The 16,616-nt window shown below is 63.1% G+C and carries 15 protein-coding genes; 9 read left to right on the top strand and 6 right to left on the bottom strand.

Annotated features, from left to right (window positions below):
• Window positions 1-93 precede the first annotated feature (93 nt).
• The 7 genes from HU738_RS04325 to HU738_RS04355 all read left to right on the top strand — a co-directional run bounded on the left by HU738_RS04325 (window position 94) and on the right by HU738_RS04355 (window position 7,880).
• A complete protein-coding gene (locus HU738_RS04325) occupies window positions 94-1,752 on the top strand; it encodes a Na/Pi cotransporter family protein (protein ID WP_186601620.1) in 1,659 nt (552 codons plus the stop codon).
• A 30-nt stretch (window positions 1,753-1,782) separates the two neighbouring features.
• Complete coding sequence (locus HU738_RS04330; RefSeq protein WP_186601618.1) at window positions 1,783-3,189, top strand: M16 family metallopeptidase; 1,407 nt, start codon at window positions 1,783-1,785, stop codon at window positions 3,187-3,189.
• Between the two features lie 91 nt (window positions 3,190-3,280).
• Window positions 3,281-4,303 carry a DUF5924 family protein gene (locus HU738_RS04335; RefSeq protein WP_186601616.1) on the top strand — a complete coding sequence of 341 codons (1,023 nt, stop codon included), beginning with the start codon at window positions 3,281-3,283 and terminating at the stop codon, window positions 4,301-4,303.
• An 81-nt stretch (window positions 4,304-4,384) separates the two neighbouring features.
• Window positions 4,385-5,518: an ABC transporter permease gene (locus HU738_RS04340; RefSeq protein WP_186601614.1), complete on the top strand. Its 1,134-nt coding sequence runs from the start codon at window positions 4,385-4,387 to the stop codon at window positions 5,516-5,518.
• Window positions 5,515-6,306 carry an ABC transporter ATP-binding protein gene (locus tag HU738_RS04345; RefSeq protein ID WP_186601612.1) on the top strand — a complete coding sequence of 264 codons (792 nt, stop codon included), beginning with the start codon at window positions 5,515-5,517 and terminating at the stop codon, window positions 6,304-6,306. The genes HU738_RS04340 and HU738_RS04345 overlap by 4 nt, the downstream gene beginning before the upstream one ends.
• A 3-nt stretch (window positions 6,307-6,309) precedes the next feature.
• Window positions 6,310-7,248: an MlaD family protein gene (locus HU738_RS04350; RefSeq protein ID WP_176508387.1), complete on the top strand. Its 939-nt coding sequence runs from the start codon at window positions 6,310-6,312 to the stop codon at window positions 7,246-7,248.
• Window positions 7,245-7,880 (top strand): ABC-type transport auxiliary lipoprotein family protein, encoded by a 636-nt coding sequence (locus HU738_RS04355; protein ID WP_186601610.1) that lies wholly within the window; start codon window positions 7,245-7,247, stop codon window positions 7,878-7,880. The genes HU738_RS04350 and HU738_RS04355 overlap by 4 nt, the downstream gene beginning before the upstream one ends.
• Here HU738_RS04355 and HU738_RS04360 read toward each other — a convergent pair.
• The 6 genes from HU738_RS04360 to HU738_RS04385 all read right to left on the bottom strand — a co-directional run bounded on the left by HU738_RS04360 (window position 7,862) and on the right by HU738_RS04385 (window position 13,266).
• Window positions 7,862-9,091 carry a nucleoside recognition domain-containing protein gene (locus HU738_RS04360; protein ID WP_186601608.1) on the bottom strand — a complete coding sequence of 410 codons (1,230 nt, stop codon included), beginning with the start codon at window positions 9,089-9,091 and terminating at the stop codon, window positions 7,862-7,864. The genes HU738_RS04355 and HU738_RS04360 overlap by 19 nt on opposite strands.
• A gap of 165 nt (window positions 9,092-9,256) precedes the next feature.
• A complete protein-coding gene (gltP, locus tag HU738_RS04365) occupies window positions 9,257-10,585 on the bottom strand; it encodes a glutamate/aspartate:proton symporter GltP (protein WP_176508390.1) in 1,329 nt (442 codons plus the stop codon).
• 726 nt (window positions 10,586-11,311) lie between these two features.
• The gene (locus HU738_RS04370) at window positions 11,312-11,785 is read right to left on the bottom strand and encodes an inhibitor of vertebrate lysozyme family protein (RefSeq protein WP_186601606.1); all 474 of its coding nucleotides are present in this window, start codon (window positions 11,783-11,785) and stop codon (window positions 11,312-11,314) included.
• 2 nt (window positions 11,786-11,787) lie between these two features.
• A complete protein-coding gene (locus tag HU738_RS04375; protein WP_003252966.1) occupies window positions 11,788-11,949 on the bottom strand; it encodes a DUF1328 domain-containing protein in 162 nt (53 codons plus the stop codon).
• Between the two features lie 42 nt (window positions 11,950-11,991).
• Window positions 11,992-12,285: a hypothetical protein gene (locus HU738_RS04380; RefSeq protein WP_186601605.1), complete on the bottom strand. Its 294-nt coding sequence runs from the start codon at window positions 12,283-12,285 to the stop codon at window positions 11,992-11,994.
• 177 nt (window positions 12,286-12,462) lie between these two features.
• Window positions 12,463-13,266: a BON domain-containing protein gene (locus tag HU738_RS04385; protein ID WP_225923405.1), complete on the bottom strand. Its 804-nt coding sequence runs from the start codon at window positions 13,264-13,266 to the stop codon at window positions 12,463-12,465.
• A gap of 228 nt (window positions 13,267-13,494) precedes the next feature.
• On the opposite strand from HU738_RS04385, the gene algB reads away from it, so the two are divergent.
• Both algB and HU738_RS04395 read left to right on the top strand, forming a co-directional pair.
• A complete protein-coding gene (algB, locus tag HU738_RS04390) occupies window positions 13,495-14,841 on the top strand; it encodes a sigma-54-dependent response regulator transcription factor AlgB (protein ID WP_176508394.1) in 1,347 nt (448 codons plus the stop codon).
• Window positions 14,842-14,849: 8 nt separating this feature from the next.
• Window positions 14,850-16,616 (top strand): KinB sensor domain-containing domain, encoded by a 1,767-nt coding sequence (locus HU738_RS04395; RefSeq protein ID WP_189660505.1) that lies wholly within the window; start codon window positions 14,850-14,852, stop codon window positions 16,614-16,616.

Genomic DNA, 16,616 nt, shown 5'->3' on the forward strand with positions numbered 1-16,616 from the left:
ACTGGATCAAAACACCCACCCCCGGGCCAGGCTTACGGCTTCACACATTTTGGCTCCAGTGCCGGAGCCCGAGAACAAAAGGGGGGCTCGACCATGCTGACCCTGCTCAACCTGCTCTCTGCCGTAGCCTTGCTGGTGTGGGGCACGCATATCGTTCGTACCGGCATCCTCAGGGTGTTCGGCTCCAACCTGCGCCGCGTGCTCGGCCAGAACATGAACCGTCGGCCACTGGCGTTCATCGCCGGCATCGTGGTCACTGCCGTGGTGCAGAGCAGCAATGCCACCGCCATGCTGGTGACCTCCTTCGTCGGTCAGGGCCTGATGGCCATGACCCCAGCGCTGGCGATCATGCTCGGTGCCGACGTGGGTACCGCGCTGATGGCGCGGGTACTGACCCTGGACTTGTCGTGGCTATCGCCGCTGCTGGTGTTCCTCGGGGTGATCTTCTTCCTCTCGCGCAAACAGACCCGTGCTGGCCAGTTGGGCCGCGTGGGGATCGGCCTGGGCCTGATCATCCTGGCCTTGCAGCTGATCGTACAGGCGGCGACGCCGATCACCCATGCACAAGGGGTGAAGGTGCTGTTCGCATCGTTGACCGGCGACATCATGCTCGACGCCCTGGTAGGTGCGCTGTTCGCCATGGTGTCGTATTCCAGCCTGGCTGCCGTGCTGCTTACCGCGACCCTGGCTGGGGCCGAAGTCATCAGCCTCCCGGTGGCCATCGGCCTGGTCGTTGGCGCCAACATCGGCAGCGGCCTGCTGGCCTTCATCAGCACCAGCATGCAGAACGCCGCTGGGCGCCGCGTGGCCCTGGGCAGCCTGTTGTACAAGCTGATCGGCCTGGTGCTGATCATCCCCGTGCTGCATCCGCTGGTGGAGTGGATGGACAGCCTGAGCTTCAGCCCACAGGAGCTGGTAATCGGTTTCCACCTGCTCTACAACACCCTGCGCTGCCTGATCATGCTGCCGACGGTCAACCCCATGGGCCGCCTGTGCAACACACTGCTACCCGAACGCGAGGCTGGCAACGGCCAGATACGCCCGCGCCATCTCGATGCTTCGGCGCTGGCCACGCCTAGCCTGGCCTTGGCCAATGCCGCCCGTGAAACCCTGCGTCTGGGTGACATCGTCGACAGCCTGCTGGAAGCCATGCTTGGCGCCTTGCGCGGTACCCATACCGCCATGCCCCAGCAGGTGCGGGCCTTGAGCGAAGATGCCGAAGCGCTGTACAGCGCGATCAAACTGTACCTGGCGCAGATGCCGCGGGAAGACCTCAGCGACCAGGACAACCGGCGCTGGGCCGAAATCATCGAGCTGGCGATCAACCTGAAGCTAGCCTGCGACCTGATCGAACGCATGCTGCGCAAGGTGCAACAGCAGAAGACCAGCCAGCGCCGGGAGTTCTCCCAGGTCGGCCTGGAGGAACTCACCGGGCTGCAGGAGCAATTGCTGGCCAACCTGCGTCTGGGGCTGTCGGTGTTTCTCAGTGCCGACCCGGAAAGCGCACGCCTGCTGCTGCGGGAAAAGCGCCGTTTCCGCGCCCAGGAACGGCGCCTGGCGCATGCCCATGTCAGCCGTTTGCAACGTAAGGTGGTGCAAAGTATCGAGACGAGTTCGCTACACTTGGAGCTCATCGCCGACATGAAGCGGTTGAACTCTTTGTTCTGCAGCAGTGCCTATGTGGTACTGGGTGGCTCGGACACTGGCGGGCTGCTGCTCGACAGCGTCCCGGAAGACGCCCACCTGTCCTGATCTCGCACACCTGGAGACCGTCGCTCGCCCATGCGTTGCCTGATGTTCGTTTGCCTGCTGATCTGCAGCCTGCCCTCATTTGCCCTCGATCGCTCGCGGGTCGAGGGTTACCTGTTGCCCAATGGCCTGCAGGTGATCCTGAAATCCGGTTACGAGCGCGACCATGTGGCGATCCGCCTGGTGGTAGGGGTTGGCCTGGATGACTTCGACTGCGAGCAGAAAGAGCTGCCGCACCTGCTCGAACACCTGCTGTTCACTGGCATCGATGCAACCGGTGAAGGCGGCCTGGAAGAACGCTTGCAAAGCCTGGGGGGCGAGTGGAACGCCTACACCAGCAGCGCCGACACGACGTTTGTCATCGAGGCGCCGGCACGCAACCAGCGCAAGGTGCTCGACCTGTTGCTGGCGATCATCCGCGACACCCGTATCGACGCCAAAGCCCTGGCCACGGCCAAGCGCATCATCGAACGCGAGGATGGCGGCCACTATGGCCACCTGCAGCGCTGGCTCGACCGTCAGGACATCGGCCACCCGGCCAGCGATCAGTTGGCCACCGAGCTAGGCCTGAAATGCCCCGAGCGCTCCAACGTCGCGGATATGACCCTGGAGCAGGTAAAAAGCCTGCGTGACCGCTGGTACGCCGCCAATAACATGACCCTGATCGTCGTCGGCGGCCTGGATCGGCTGCTGCCGGCCTATCTGGAGCGTACCTTCGGCGAACTGCCTGCCACCGAGCCGGAAGAGCGGCGCAACCTTGAAAGCATCAGCGAACAGGCCGAGCAGCGCCGCGACCTGACCCATGGCCTGTTGGGCGATAGCGTCAAGTTGCATTGGCTGTTCATCGAGCCGGTTCTGGACAATGACCATCAACAGACCCTTGACCTGCTGTCGCGCTACCTCGACTGGGCCTTGTACGACCAGCTGCGCCTGCGCAACGGCCTGTCGTATGGGCCGTCGGTACAACGTGAGAGCTTTGGCGACAGCGGCATGCTGAGCCTCAATGCCGACCTTGAGCGCGAGGATATCGACCACGCCGTGAAGGTCATGCAGCAGCTGTTCGATCACCTGCGCAAGGAAGGTCTCGACCCGGATACCTTTGCCCGCATCAAGGATGCCGCCGTGGCCAAGGAAAGCTGGAGCACTCAGGGCAACAGTGCGCTGGCCGATTATTACTGGGGGGCGCTGAACGATTACAACAACGGCCGCTTTGCCGACCCGGCACGCAAGCTGCGCCAGGTGACGCTGGAAGAGGCCAATGCGGCCCTGAAGGAATTGCTCAAGGATCAGGGCTACCTGCGGATCGAAAAGCCGTTCCTTGGGTATGACGAACTCTATGGCCTGGTTGCCTTGCTGGTGGGGCTGATTCTGGCGCTTGGGCTGTTACGCTGGCGGCGGCACAACCCGGAACGACCGAGTGGTGCTACACGGCAGCAGTGAATCGGCGGTATCCTTTTGCCAGTACCGGCCCTTTCGCGGGCAAACCCGCGAAGAGGCCGGCACAGCCACTTCCTATTGTTGTTTTAGACCCATGCCTCCAATACCCCACTTCGTCCAGCGCGCCATCGAACTGCTCAAACGCTATCCCGGCGTCATCGCGCTCGGTGGCTTCCTTTCCGGTATCGGCAGCTTCATCCTGGTCGATCGCCAGGCCAGCCTGGCCAGCTGGATCGCCATCCTCATGCTGGTCAGCTGGGTCTGGCTGATGCTGGAAAATACCCTGACCGGTCTGTTCGCTCGCACCTTCAACCGCGAGATCCCGCAGCCGTTGCTGCGCTACGCAACGCAGATGATTCACCAGGAAAGCCTGTTCTTCGTCCTGCCGTTCTTCTTCATCACCACCACCTGGAACAGCGGCCAGCTGGTCTTCACTGGCTTGCTTGGGGCCGCCGGGCTCGTTTCGATCATCGACCCGCTCTACTACAAGTGGCTGGCACCCCGGCGCTGGCTGTTCCTTGCACTGCACACCCTGACCCTGTTCGCCGCACTGCTCACCGCGCTGCCGATCATCCTGCACCTGACCACTGCACAGAGTTTCAAGCTGTCATTGATCGCCGCCATGGCACTGTCGTTCCCAAGCCTGATCAGCAGCTTCCCGGTCAATACCTGGCGCCGCGGCGTGGCACTGGTACTGGTGACCCTCGCGGTGGGCGGCAGTGGCTGGTTGCTGCGTTCGTGGGTGCCGCCGGCAACACTGTGGATGACGGACGTGGCGGTCAGCACCGAAGTACTCAATCGTCAACCCGGCGAATCGCTGGAAGAGGTGGCCGCCAGCCGCATCCGCAGCAACGGCCTGTACGCCTATACCGCAATCAACGCGCCGCGCGGCCTGGACGAACGCATCTACCATGTGTGGCAGAAGGACGGCCAGGAAGTCGATCGCATTGCCCTGGATATCCACGGCGGGCGCAAGGAAGGCTACCGTGCCTGGACCCACAAGCAGAACTTCCCACCCAACCCGGTGGGCAAGTGGCAGGTCCGGGTGCTGACCGAGGACGGCCAGATGATCGGCGTGCTGCGCTTCAAGGTGGTGGACGACGCGCCTGCGCCGTGACGCTGGGCGCACGACAGCACATTTTCAACAAACCGCTCCATGCCCGCTGCGCTATGATCAGCCTCTAGCCCAGCCGGATGCATGGAGCCTATGACCACCCCCAGCGCCACCCTGGACACCCGTTGCCAACCGGCCTGCCTGCGGATCGCAGGTGACTGGACCCTGGCTCACTACGCCAGCCTCAAGCGCGACAGCGAGCGCCTGCGCACGCAGTATGGTGCCGACACCATCGCCGACCTCAGCCAGCTGGGCCGCCTGGACACCGCCGGGGCCTCGCTGCTGGCCGAACTGCTTGGCTCCGAGCGCCTCTCGCAGTGCACCCATGGCCTGCCCGAAGCCAGTCGTGCCCTGCTCAAGAATGTGTACTGCTCGGTGCAGGACTACTGTATCCCGGTCAAGCAGCCCGAGCGCAACGTGGTGCTGGTGCTGCTGGAGCGTATCGGTTGCGCGGTCGGCACGCTGTGGCAGGACACCCTGCAGCTGCTCGGCTTCCTCGGCCTGATCATCGAAACCCTGCTGCGCCGCCTGCTGCAGCCACACCGCTGGCGCGTCACCCCGGTGGTCGCGCACATCGAGCAGACCGGGCTGGACGCAGCCCCCATCGTGGCCTTGCTGACCTTTCTGGTCGGCGCCGTGGTGGCCTTTCTTGGCGCCACGGTGCTGGCCGACTTCGGTGCAACCGTGTTCACCGTCGACCTGGTGGCCTTCTCGTTCCTTCGCGAATTCGCCGTACTGCTGACCGCCATTCTCATGGCCGGGCGCACCGCCAGTGCCTTCACCGCACAGATCGGCTCGATGAAGGCCAATGAAGAGATCGATGCCATCCGCACCTTGGGCCTTAACCCCATCGAGCTGCTGGTGGTGCCGCGGGTACTGGCGCTGCTGATCTCGCTGCCCTTGCTGACCTTCGTCGCGATGATCTGCGGCATCGTCGGGGGAGCGGTGGTCTGTGCCCTGTCACTGGGGATATCGCCGGCCATGTTCCTGTCGCTGCTGCAATCCGACATCGGTGTGCAGCACTTCCTGGTCGGCCTGGCCAAGGCGCCGATCTTCGCCTTCCTGATCGCCGCCATCGGTTGCCTCGAAGGCTTCAAGGTCAGCGGCAGCGCCGAATCGGTCGGTGCCCACACCACTTCCAGCGTGGTGCAATCGATTTTCGTGGTCATCGTGCTGGATGCGGTGGCAGCGCTGTTCTGCATGGAGATGGGCTGGTGAGTGGCCGGGAAGCGGTGATCGAAGCACGGGGCATCTGCAATCGCTTCGGTAGCCAGGTGGTGCACAAGGATCTTGACCTCGATCTGTACCGCGGCGAAATCCTCGCGGTGGTCGGTGGGTCGGGGAGCGGCAAGTCGGTGCTGCTGCGCAGCATCATCGGCCTGCGCCGCCCTGACGACGGGCAGATCAAGGTATTCGGCGAAGACCTGGCCGGTTTGCGCGAGCAACAGCGTTCACTGGTCGAACGCCGCTTCGGTGTGCTGTTCCAGAAAGGTGCGCTGTTCTCGTCGTTGACCGTGACCGAAAACGTCGCCCTGCCGCTGATCGAGCACGCTGGCCTGTCGCGCGCCGATGCCGAACACCTGGCCGGGGTCAAGCTGGCCTTGGCTGGCCTGCCCATCTCCGCTGCCGACAAATACCCTGCGTCGCTCTCTGGCGGCATGATCAAGCGCGCCGCCCTGGCGCGCGCGCTGGCACTGGACCCGGACATCCTGTTCCTCGACGAGCCCACCGCCGGCCTCGACCCGATCGGTGCTGCCGCCTTCGATCAGTTGATCCTGACCCTGCGCGATGCCTTGGGCCTGAGCGTATTCCTGATCACCCATGATCTCGACACCCTCTACACCATTACCGATCGCATCGCCGTGTTGTCACAGAAGAAGGTGCTGGTCGCCGGCCCTCTGGCCGAAGTCGAGCAGACCAACGACCCCTGGATCCACGAGTACTTTCACGGCCCACGCGGGCGCGCAGCGGAACACGCCGCCGCCAACGCCGGGCAGGAGCGCTGAACAATGGAAACCCGAGCTCATCACGTCCTGATTGGCCTGGTCACGGTGCTGGTGGTAGCGGGCGCCATGCTGTTCGGCCTGTGGCTGACCAAGTCCAGCGTCGACGACGCCTTCAAGGACTACGAAGTGATCTTCAACGAAGCCGTCTCTGGGCTGTCTCGGGGCAGCCCGGTGCAGTACAACGGCATCAAGGTCGGCGATGTCACCAGCCTGCGCCTAGACCCGAAAGACCCACGCCGGGTGCTAGCCCGCGTGCGCCTGAGCGGTGACACCCCGGTCAAGGAAGACACCCAGGCCAAGCTGACCCTGGCCGGGGTCACCGGCAACTCGTTCATCCAGCTCAGCGGCGGCACGCCGCACAGCCCGGAACTCAAGGGCAAGGACGGCAAGCTGCCGGTGATCGTCGCCTCACCGTCGCCTATCTCACGCCTGCTCAATGACAGCAGTGACCTGGTGACCAACATCAACATGCTGCTGCACAACGCCACGCAGATGTTCTCGGACAGCAACATCGAGCACCTGAGCAACACCCTGGCCAACCTCGACCAGACCACCGCTGCCTTCGCCAACCAGAACGGCGGTGTCAGCGAGGCAATCGCCCAGCTGGCCCAGGTCGGCAAGCAGGCCAATGCCACCCTGGCCGAAACCCAGGCGCTGATGCGCAATGCCAACGGCCTGCTCGGCACCCAGGGCAAGCAAGCCATCGGCAGCGCCGAGCAGGCCATGCAGTCGCTGGCCGACAGCGCCGCGACCCTCAACAGCCTGCTGCAAGACAATCGCCAGTCCATCGACGACGGCGCCCAGGGGCTCAACCAGCTGACCCCGGCCATCCGCGAGCTGCGCGAAACCCTCAATTCGCTCAAGGGTATTTCCCGGCGCCTGGAAGCTGACCCGAGCGGCTACCTGCTGGGCCGTGACAACAACAAGGAGTTCCAGCCATGACCCCATCGCTGCGCCTGCTGGCCCTGACGGCCGCCTTGAGCCTGGCCAGCGCCTGCTCGATCCTGCCGCAGAGCGAACCGGTGGATGTCTACCGCCTGCCGGTCAACCAGGCCAGCCACAGCAGCAACCCGGTGGCCTGGTCCCTGCGCCTCAACAAGCCACTGGCCAGCGAAGTGCTGGCCGGGCCACGCATCGCAGTGATCCCCCACGGCGATGTGATCAGCAGCTACAAGGGCGCCCGCTGGAGCGACCCGGTTCCGTTACTGGTGCGCAACCGCTTGCTCGATGGCTTCCAGCGCGACGGCCGGGTGCAGCGGCTGAGCGCTGACGACAGCAACCTGCAGGCCGATTACGAGCTGAGCGGCGAACTGCAGGCGTTCCAGAGCGAGTACCAGCCAGGGGGCAAGGTGGACGTGGTGATCCGCTACGACGCACGCCTGGTGCAAGGCCGCAGCCAGCGCATCCTCAGCAGCAAACGCTTCGAAGTACGCCAGCCGCTGGCGGATACCCAGGTGTCAGCCGTGGTCGCCGGCTTTGGCGCAGCCAGCGATCAGCTGGCCAGGCTGGTGGTGAACTGGACCGTAGCGCAAAGCAGCCAGGCTCAGCATCAGGTTCAGGCAAAGAACCAGTAGCAGACGCAGATGGCTGCGATCACACCGGCCAGCTCGGCCAGCAGGGCACAGCCAACGGCGTGGCGCACACGCTGGATGCCGACTGCGCCGAAATAGACCGCCACCACGTAGAACGTGGTTTCGGTGCTGCCTTGAATCGTCGCTGCCACCAAGGCCGGGAAGCTGTCGACGCCGTGGGTCTGCATGGTCTCGATCAGCATGGCCCGCGCCGCGCTACCGGAAAACGGCTTGACCAGCGCCGTGGGCAGGCCCTCGACAAAGCGGGTATCCAGGCCCGCCCAGTCGACTGCGTGGCGAATGCCATCCAGGGCCAGCTCGAGTGCGCCCGACGCCCGCAGCACGCCCACCGCGACCAGCATGGCCACGAGGTAAGGCAGCAGGCTCTTGGCCACGTCGAAACCTTCCTTGGCGCCCTCGACGAAGGTTTCGTATACCGGCACCCGCTTCAGCGCGCCGACCAGCAGAAACAGAATGATCACGCCGAACAAAGTCAGGTTGCCGAGGATCGACGACAGGCTGGCCAGCGCGGCCGCCGACAGGGTGCCCAGGAACGCCATGAAGCCGCCCAGCAGCAGCGCACCGGGGATCAGGTAGGCGAGCACCACCGGATCCCACAGGCGCAAGCGCTGCATCACCGCCACCGACAGCAGGCCGACCAGGGTCGAGGCACTGGTCGCCAGCAGGATCGGCAGGAACACCAGGGTAGGGTCGGTGGCGCCTTGCTGGGCGCGGTACATGAAGATGGTCACCGGCAGCAGGGTCAGCGACGAGGCGTTGAGTACCAGGAACAGAATCTGCGCGTTGCTCGCCGTCGTACTGCTGGGGTTGAGCTCCTGCAGTGCGCGCATGGCCTTCAGGCCGATCGGCGTGGCGGCGTTGTCCAGGCCCAGGCCGTTGGCAGCGAAGTTCATGGTGATCAGGCCCAGGGCCGGGTGGCCGGGCGGCACCTCCGGCATCAAGCGGGCGAACAGCGGCCCGAGCACCTTGGCCAGCCATTCGACGATGCCGGCCTTTTCGGCGATCTTGAGGAAGCCCAGCCACAGGGTCAGGGTGCCGAACAGGAGGACCATGACCTCGACCGACAGTTTGGCCATGGCGAAGATGCTCTCGACCATCGCGGCGAAGATGCCGGTATTGCCAGCGACCAGCCATTGGGCCAGGGCGGAGACAGCCGCCACCAGGAAAAAGCCGAGCCAAAGGCCGTTGAGCATCCGTGTGTTCCCCCTGAAAATTGCCCGCATGATAGCGTATCGTCGCCCCTCACTGGCGACCGAGATACCTGTAGCGGCTTTAGCCGCTCCCACAGGGACCGCACCAGACTCACAGGCAGCAAAAAGCCCCGATACGTCGGGGCTTTCTGGTTCAGCAGGTCAGGCTCAGCGCTTGGCGGGTTCGCCAATCACAGCGGCCTGCTGTTTGTCCGCCATCAGCGAAGCGTAGTACTGCTCGCCCTTGGCGGCGTCGTACATGCCTTCCCAGCGCGCAATGACCAGCGCTGCCAGGGCGTTGCCGATCACGTTCAGGGCGGTACGTGCCATGTCCATGATGCGGTCGACGCCGGCGATGAAGGCCAGGCCTTCCAACGGGATACCAACGCTGCCGAGCGTTGCCAGCAGTACCACGAAGGAAACGCCCGGCACGCCGGCGATGCCTTTGGAGGTGACCATCAGCGTCAGCACCAGCAGCAGCTGCTGGCTCCAGGACAGGTCGATGCCGTACAACTGGGCAATGAAGATGGCCGCGATGCTCTGGTAGAGGGTCGAACCGTCGAGGTTGAACGAGTAGCCGGTCGGTACCACGAACGAGCAGATCGACTTCGGCGCGCCGTACTTCTCCATCTTTTCGATCACGCGCGGCAGCACGGTCTCGGAGCTGGAGGTGGAATAGGCGAGGATCAGTTCATCTTTCATGATGCGCATGATCTTGATCACCGAGAAGCCGAACAGGCGCGCTACCAGGCCCAGCACCATGAAGGCGAAGAAGGCGATGGCGAAGTACACCAGCAGTACCAGCTTGGCCAACGGCAGCAGCGAGCTGAACCCAAAGTTGGCGACAGTCACGGCGATCAGGGCGAACACACCGATCGGGGCGTAGTTCATGATCATGTGAGTGACCTTGAACATGGTCTCCGACACAGCCTGGAAGGTGCGCACCAGCGGCTCACGCAGGTCGGCCTGCAGGCTCGACAGGCCGAGGCCGAACATCACCGAGAAGAAGATGATAGGCAGCATTTCGCCACGCATCAGCGCTGCGAAGATGTTCGACGGAATCAGGTTGAGCAGGGTCTCGATGAACGCGTGCTCATGCTGCACTTCGGCTGCAGTGGCCTGGTACTTGGAGATGTCGACGGTACCCAGGGTGCTCATGTCGATGCCGGCGCCCGGGTGGAACAGGTTGGCCAATACCAGGCCGACAACGATGGCGATGGTGGTCACCACCTCGAAGTAGAGGATGGTCTTCAGGCCGATGCTGCCCAGTTTCTTCGCATCGCCAACCCCGGCGATACCCACGATCAGCGACGAAATCACGATCGGGACGACGATCATCTTGATCAGGCGAATGAAGATGTCACCGGCGGGCTGGAGGACGTTGCTGATCCACCAGGCCTTTTCTGCGCTGAAGTGGTTCAGCAGCGCGCCGACTGCAACACCCAGGAGCAGACCGATGACGATCTGCCAGGCGAGGCTCAGTTTTGCCTTCTTCATGTCTTTACCCTTTGTTCTAGTGGTCACGGGTACCGACCGGAAAAGCGCGTAACAGAGCCGTTGGCAACGTCACGGGCAGCTTTGGGCTTCCGTCCGGGGACCTCGTGCAAGGACACCGCGAGCGAGCGACAGGGCGCTCGGGCCAGCGAAAAGGCGGCAACTATTGCGATGGGACAGGCTGAAATCTAATGCCGGAAACGCATACCCCATGCCGATACGGCATAGCCCAACAAGTCAAAATGCGTCGCACGTAAGTCATTGATTTATAACGTTCGGGAATCCGAACAAGACCGAACCGCCATATTTCGGCCGTTTTGGCGGTATAGGAGGGGAGATGAAAACGGCCTGTTCGACAATCCGAATGGCCGAAATGCCACTTGCGCGGCACCCGTACCGAGCGAAAAAAAGTTGATGTACGGTCAACACAAAATGTGTCTTGAGCCAACAACCTGAAAGGCATCCGTACAACGGGGCATGGCGCCTCGGAAGCCAGGCCAGGTTACGATGTTGTCAGACACCCCCGACCTGAAGCTTCCGATTCTGCCTTTTCCTGACCCGGCCCAATACTGGAGGCACTCCCTGTACCCCTAGGCCACTCCGATCCTGCAACAATCAGAACAGCCCGGCCCCCTGGTCATGCGCGGCCCCTCCTCGGAGCGGCGCATCATAGAAGCAGGAAAGATAAAAAGGTTCCGCTTCTATTGCGTGACAGCGCGCGACCGCTGGTCAGTACCAGTTCGGGTCACGTTTGAGTTGCTCTTGCAACAAGGCCTTCATGCCGTCGTCCGGCTTGCCCAGCCAACGGTACTGCGCATGGCGGGTCGGCGACTTGTCACGAGGCAAGCCTTCGGGCACCTCGACAAGCATCCCGTAGGCGTCGTCCTTGTCCCAGCTGAACGCTACGATCAAGCGCTTGTAGGTGCAGTTCTGCGGCGACTCGCACAACGGCCCCACCAGGTACTTCTCACCGTCTTCGGTCACGGCAGACATCTGCTCCTGGCCGCTACCGCTCAGGTTGATCACCCAATCAGGCAAGCGTTCCTCGCCCTTGATCGTGTCTTGCCAGGTTTCCCGGTATTCAGGGTCCGAGCCGAGCAATTGCTCGACCCGGATCTGGCCATCATTGGCCGCCAGCACGGCTGTACTACCGCCTGTCATCAGGGCGGCGACAGCAAGGGCTGCGCATAGCTTCCTGCTCATCTTCAACCTCGACCACGTCCAAAGAAGAAGGAGGCGACAAACAGGACCAGGAAGACAATGAACAGGATCTTCGCGATACCCGTAGCGGCGCCAGCGATACCACCGAAGCCAAGCACTGCGGCGACAATGGCGATGATGAGGAAAGTGATAGCCCAACTCAGCATGATGCTTCTCCTTTCTTTTTTGAAAACGGTGCGGCCAGCGCCTCAGAACACCCAGCGTTGCTGGGGCACGATGTTGTCGACGGTGGCCGGTGAGGTGTTGGCGGCAGGCCGCTGCCCGACAGGTTCGGCGGCTTTTACCAAGGTGTTGGCGCGACTTGCCTGAATCTGGGACAGCAGCGCGGTTTGCGCTGCCACCTGGTCGGCCAGGCGCGCGGTCTGCCAGCTGTAATAGAAGAGGCCGGCGGCCAAGGTCAGCAGCACTGCCATCCCAAGGAACAGGAACTGGCGCACGGGGAGTGCGGCATTCAGCGAGCGTTTGACGGATGGGCGGTTCATGCCAGCTTCTCCTACTGTAATTTTTCTGTTCAAACCTGAACAAGTAATTGCAGCCTGCATGCCAGTCCGCCCAACCAAATAAAATCCTTTAAAATCAATAAGTTAAATGTAACGACAAACCTCGCTCAGGACGTATCCTGCACGATACCCCTGCTGACGTCGTGCGAATTGCACGATTCAACCCTCGACCTTGGTCGCCACCTTGAGCAGATCGGCGTCGACACCCCGCACACCGATGATCTGCCGGGCAATCTCCACGGCAATGGTCTTCTGCTCACTGCTGACCACCTCACCGGTCAGCCGCACCATGCCTTGCTCGCTGGCCACTTTGATATTCAAACCGTCCAGATTGCGGCTGAATCGCAAGCTGGTCTGAATCTTGTCGACCACCCAACTGTCGCTTGGCTGCGGCCCGCTCTGAGCCCCTGCCGGGTTCTCCCTTGCCTTGGCCATGGCCGCGCTATCAAGGCTTACCAGGTTGTTGACCAGGTGCACACCGTCAGTGGTGCGCGCCACCACGCCCGCCAGCTCCTTGGCCTCGGCACTGTCGACCTTGCCACGCAGGGTCACCACGCCATCGCTGCTTTGCACTTCGATAGGCGCTTTTTCCGTGATCCGGCTCCACAGCAAGCGCGCCCGGATCACCGCCGCCAAGGTCACATCTTCAAGCCGCTGGGCGTAGGCACGCAGCTCCAGCGGGCGCTCGACCAGTTCGGCGTTGACTCGCAACTGGTTGTCGACCTGCTCGATGCCCCGTGTGGCCAGGGCCACATGTTCGGCCAACTCGCGCTCGACGCTGTTCTCGACTTCGCCAGACAGGCGGGCCAGCGGGCCATCGACCTCGACCTTGATGCGGAACGGGTTGAGCACCCTGTTGAGGGCCAACGCGGTTTGCAGCGAACCCTCCAGGCGAGCGTCCTGGACAGGATCGGCCGACGCAGGTGCGCAAACGGACAGCATTGCGGCCGCCAACACGGCCATTCGGATGGTAGGGGACACGGTTGGACCTCCTTTTAGTTGGCAAAAGCAGAAAATCATCGCAACCAATGTGCCAGCGCGCTGCTCTAAGAAAATCATCGGGATACCTGGCATCACGGTATGAATTGGCCATTGGCTAGCATGCAAAGGACAGATTCCTTCACAATTGACCGTGCAACTTGCCCGATTTTTCCCACACTAATTGAAGATCTTTCCGAAGGAGCGCAGTAAATGGAATCAGCCCAGGACAACCAAGGCCGCATTCTGCTGGTGGATGACGAGTCCGCGATCCTGCGCACCTTCCGCTACTGCCTGGAAGACGAAGGCTACAGCGTGGCCACGGCCAACAGCGCCGCACAGGCTGATGCGTTGCTGCAGCGCCAGGTGTTCGACCTGTGCTTCCTCGACCTGCGCCTGGGCGAGGACAACGGCCTCGATGTGCTGGCACAGATGCGTATCCAGGCACCTTGGATGAGGGTGGTGATCGTCACCGCGCATTCAGCGATCGACACCGCAGTCGATGCCATCCAGGCCGGTGCCGCCGATTACCTGGTCAAGCCCTGCAGCCCTGATCAGTTGCGCCTGGCTACCGCCAAGCAGCTGGAGGTCCGTCAACTCTCGGCACGCCTGGAGGCCCTCGAAGGCGAAGTCCGCAAACCCAAGGACGGCCTCGACTCGCATAGCCCGGCAATGATGGCCGTGCTGGAAACCGCCCGCCAGGTGGCCACCACCGATGCCAACATCCTCATTCTCGGCGAGTCGGGCACCGGCAAGGGCGAACTGGCTCGCGCCATCCACGGCTGGAGCAAGCGAGCACGCAAGGCTTGCGTGACCATCAACTGCCCGTCGCTGAATGCCGAACTGATGGAAAGCGAACTGTTCGGCCATACCCGTGGTGCGTTTACCGGTGCCAGCGAGAGCACCCTGGGTCGCGTCAACCAGGCGGATGGCGGCACACTGTTCCTCGATGAAATCGGTGATTTTCCCCTGACCTTGCAGCCCAAGCTGTTGCGTTTCATTCAGGACAAGGAATACGAGCGCGTGGGCGACCCGGTCACCCGCCGCGCCGACGTGCGCATCCTCGCGGCGACCAACCTTAACCTTGACGACATGGTGCGCGAGAACCGCTTCCGCGAAGACCTGCTGTATCGCCTCAATGTCATCACCCTGCACCTGCCGCCGCTGCGCGAACGCAGCGAGGATATCCTGACCCTGGCCGACCGCTTCCTGGCCCGCTTCGTCAAGGAATACTCCCGTCCGGCCCGTGGTTTCAGCGACGAAGCGCGTAGCGCGCTGCTCAACTACCGCTGGCCGGGCAACATCCGCGAACTGCGCAATGTGATCGAACGCGCCAGCATCATCTGTCCTCAGGAGCGCGTGGAAATCATTCACCTAGGGATGGGCGAACAACCGGCAGGCAATGCCCCCCGGGTCGGTGCGGCCATGAGCCTGGATGAGCTGGAACGCGCGCACATCGGTGCCGTGCTGGCCGCCAGCGACACCCTCGACCAGGCCGCCAAGACCCTTGGCATCGACGCCTCCACGCTCTACCGCAAGCGCAAGCAGTACAACCTGTGAAGCTGCCAATGAAGCTGCGCACGCGGCTCTTCCTCAGCATCTCGGCCTTGGTGACCGTGGCGTTGCTGGGCCTGTTGCTTGGGTTGGTGAGCGTGCTGCAGATGGCCACGGTGCAGCAGCAGTCGGTGCGCGAAACCACCCATGTGCTGGAAGTGGGCCTGAAACTGCGGCAGAACCTCGGCGAGCAACTGATGCTGCTGCTGGACGAGGACACCACACCGGACAGCCTGCGCCCCCTGCAGGACGACTTCCAGGAGCTGCTCAACCATGGCTTGGCCGAAGGGGGTGAACGCACCGGTTTCAGCAAGGCCAGCAGCAACTACCAGGCCTTCCTCCAGGCTTACCGCGACAGCCCGGCACCGGCGCGCAGCATGGGCGTGGATCAACCCTTGGGCGCAGCATTCAACCAGGTGCGTACCGACCTGATCGATTCGCACAAGCAGGCCCTCGACTACATCACCCGCAGCGAAGAACACACCCGTGACCGCGCCTTGCTGGTCAGTGGGATACTTGGCCTGATGGGGCTGGTGGTGCTGGTGCTAGGCTTCGTCACCGCGCACAACATCGCGCGACGCTTCGGCCAGCCGATCGAGGCGCTGGCCAAGGCCGCCGACCAGCTCGGCCAAGGGGATTTCGAAATCACCTTGCCGGTCACCCAGGCCGTCGAACTCAACCAGCTGACCCGCCGCTTCGGGCTGATGGCCGACGCCTTGCGCAAGCACCAGGCAACCAATGTCGATGAGCTGTTGGCGGGCCAGCAGCGCCTGCAGGCCGTGCTCGACAGCATCGATGATGGTTTGCTGATCATTGACCGCCAGGGGCATCTGGAGCACCTCAACCCCGTCGCTCAGCGACAGCTGGGCTGGAACAGCAGCCGGGTCGGCAGTGGCCTGGCCGACGCCCTGCAGCGCCCGGAACTGGAGCAACAGCTGCGCCAGGTCCTGCGCGGCGGCAGCCTGGATCGGCCACCGGAGGACCTGAGCATCGAGGTCGATGAAGAATCACGCCTGCTGACCTACAGCCTGACCCCGGTCAGCCATCCGCAAGGGCCGATCCTGGGTGCAGTGATGGTGTTGCACGATGTCACCGAGCAACGCGCCTTCGAACGTGTGCGCAGCGAATTCGTGCTGCGTGCCTCGCATGAACTGCGCACCCCGGTCACGGGCATGCACATGGCATTCGGCCTGTTGCGTGAGCGCTTGAAGTTCCCGCCCGAGGCGCGCGAGAGCGATCTGCTGGAGACCATTGGCGAAGAGATGCAGCGCCTGACCCAGTTGATCAACGACCTGCTCAACTTCTCGCGCTACCAGAGCGGCTTGCAGAAGCTCGAACTAGCCCCGTGCGCCATCGACGACCTGCTCGACAGGGCGCAGGCACGCTTCAGCGAACAGGCCGCCGCCAAGCAGATCGAGCTGATCAAAGCCCTGGAGCCACCGCTGCCACGCATCCAGGCAGACGTGGCGCAACTCGACCGGGTGCTGGACAACCTCCTACACAATGCCATCCGCCATACCGCCAGTGGTGGGCGCATCCGCCTGCATGCACGGCGGCACGCAGAGCGCATGATCATCAGCGTCGAGGACAATGGCGAGGGCATCGCCTATGGCCAGCAGGGGCGCATCTTCGAACCGTTCGTACAGGTTGGGCGCAAGAAAGGTGGAGCCGGGTTGGGACTGGCGCTATGCAAGGAGATCGTGCAACTGCACGGCGGGCGCATGGGTGTGTTTTCCCGGCCCGGCCAGGGCACTCAGTTCTATATGGCCTTGCCAGTCTGA

Origin of the sequence: Pseudomonas vlassakiae (assembly GCF_014269035.2) — a bacterium.
Taxonomy (GTDB): Bacteria; Pseudomonadota; Gammaproteobacteria; order Pseudomonadales; family Pseudomonadaceae; genus Aquipseudomonas; species Aquipseudomonas vlassakiae.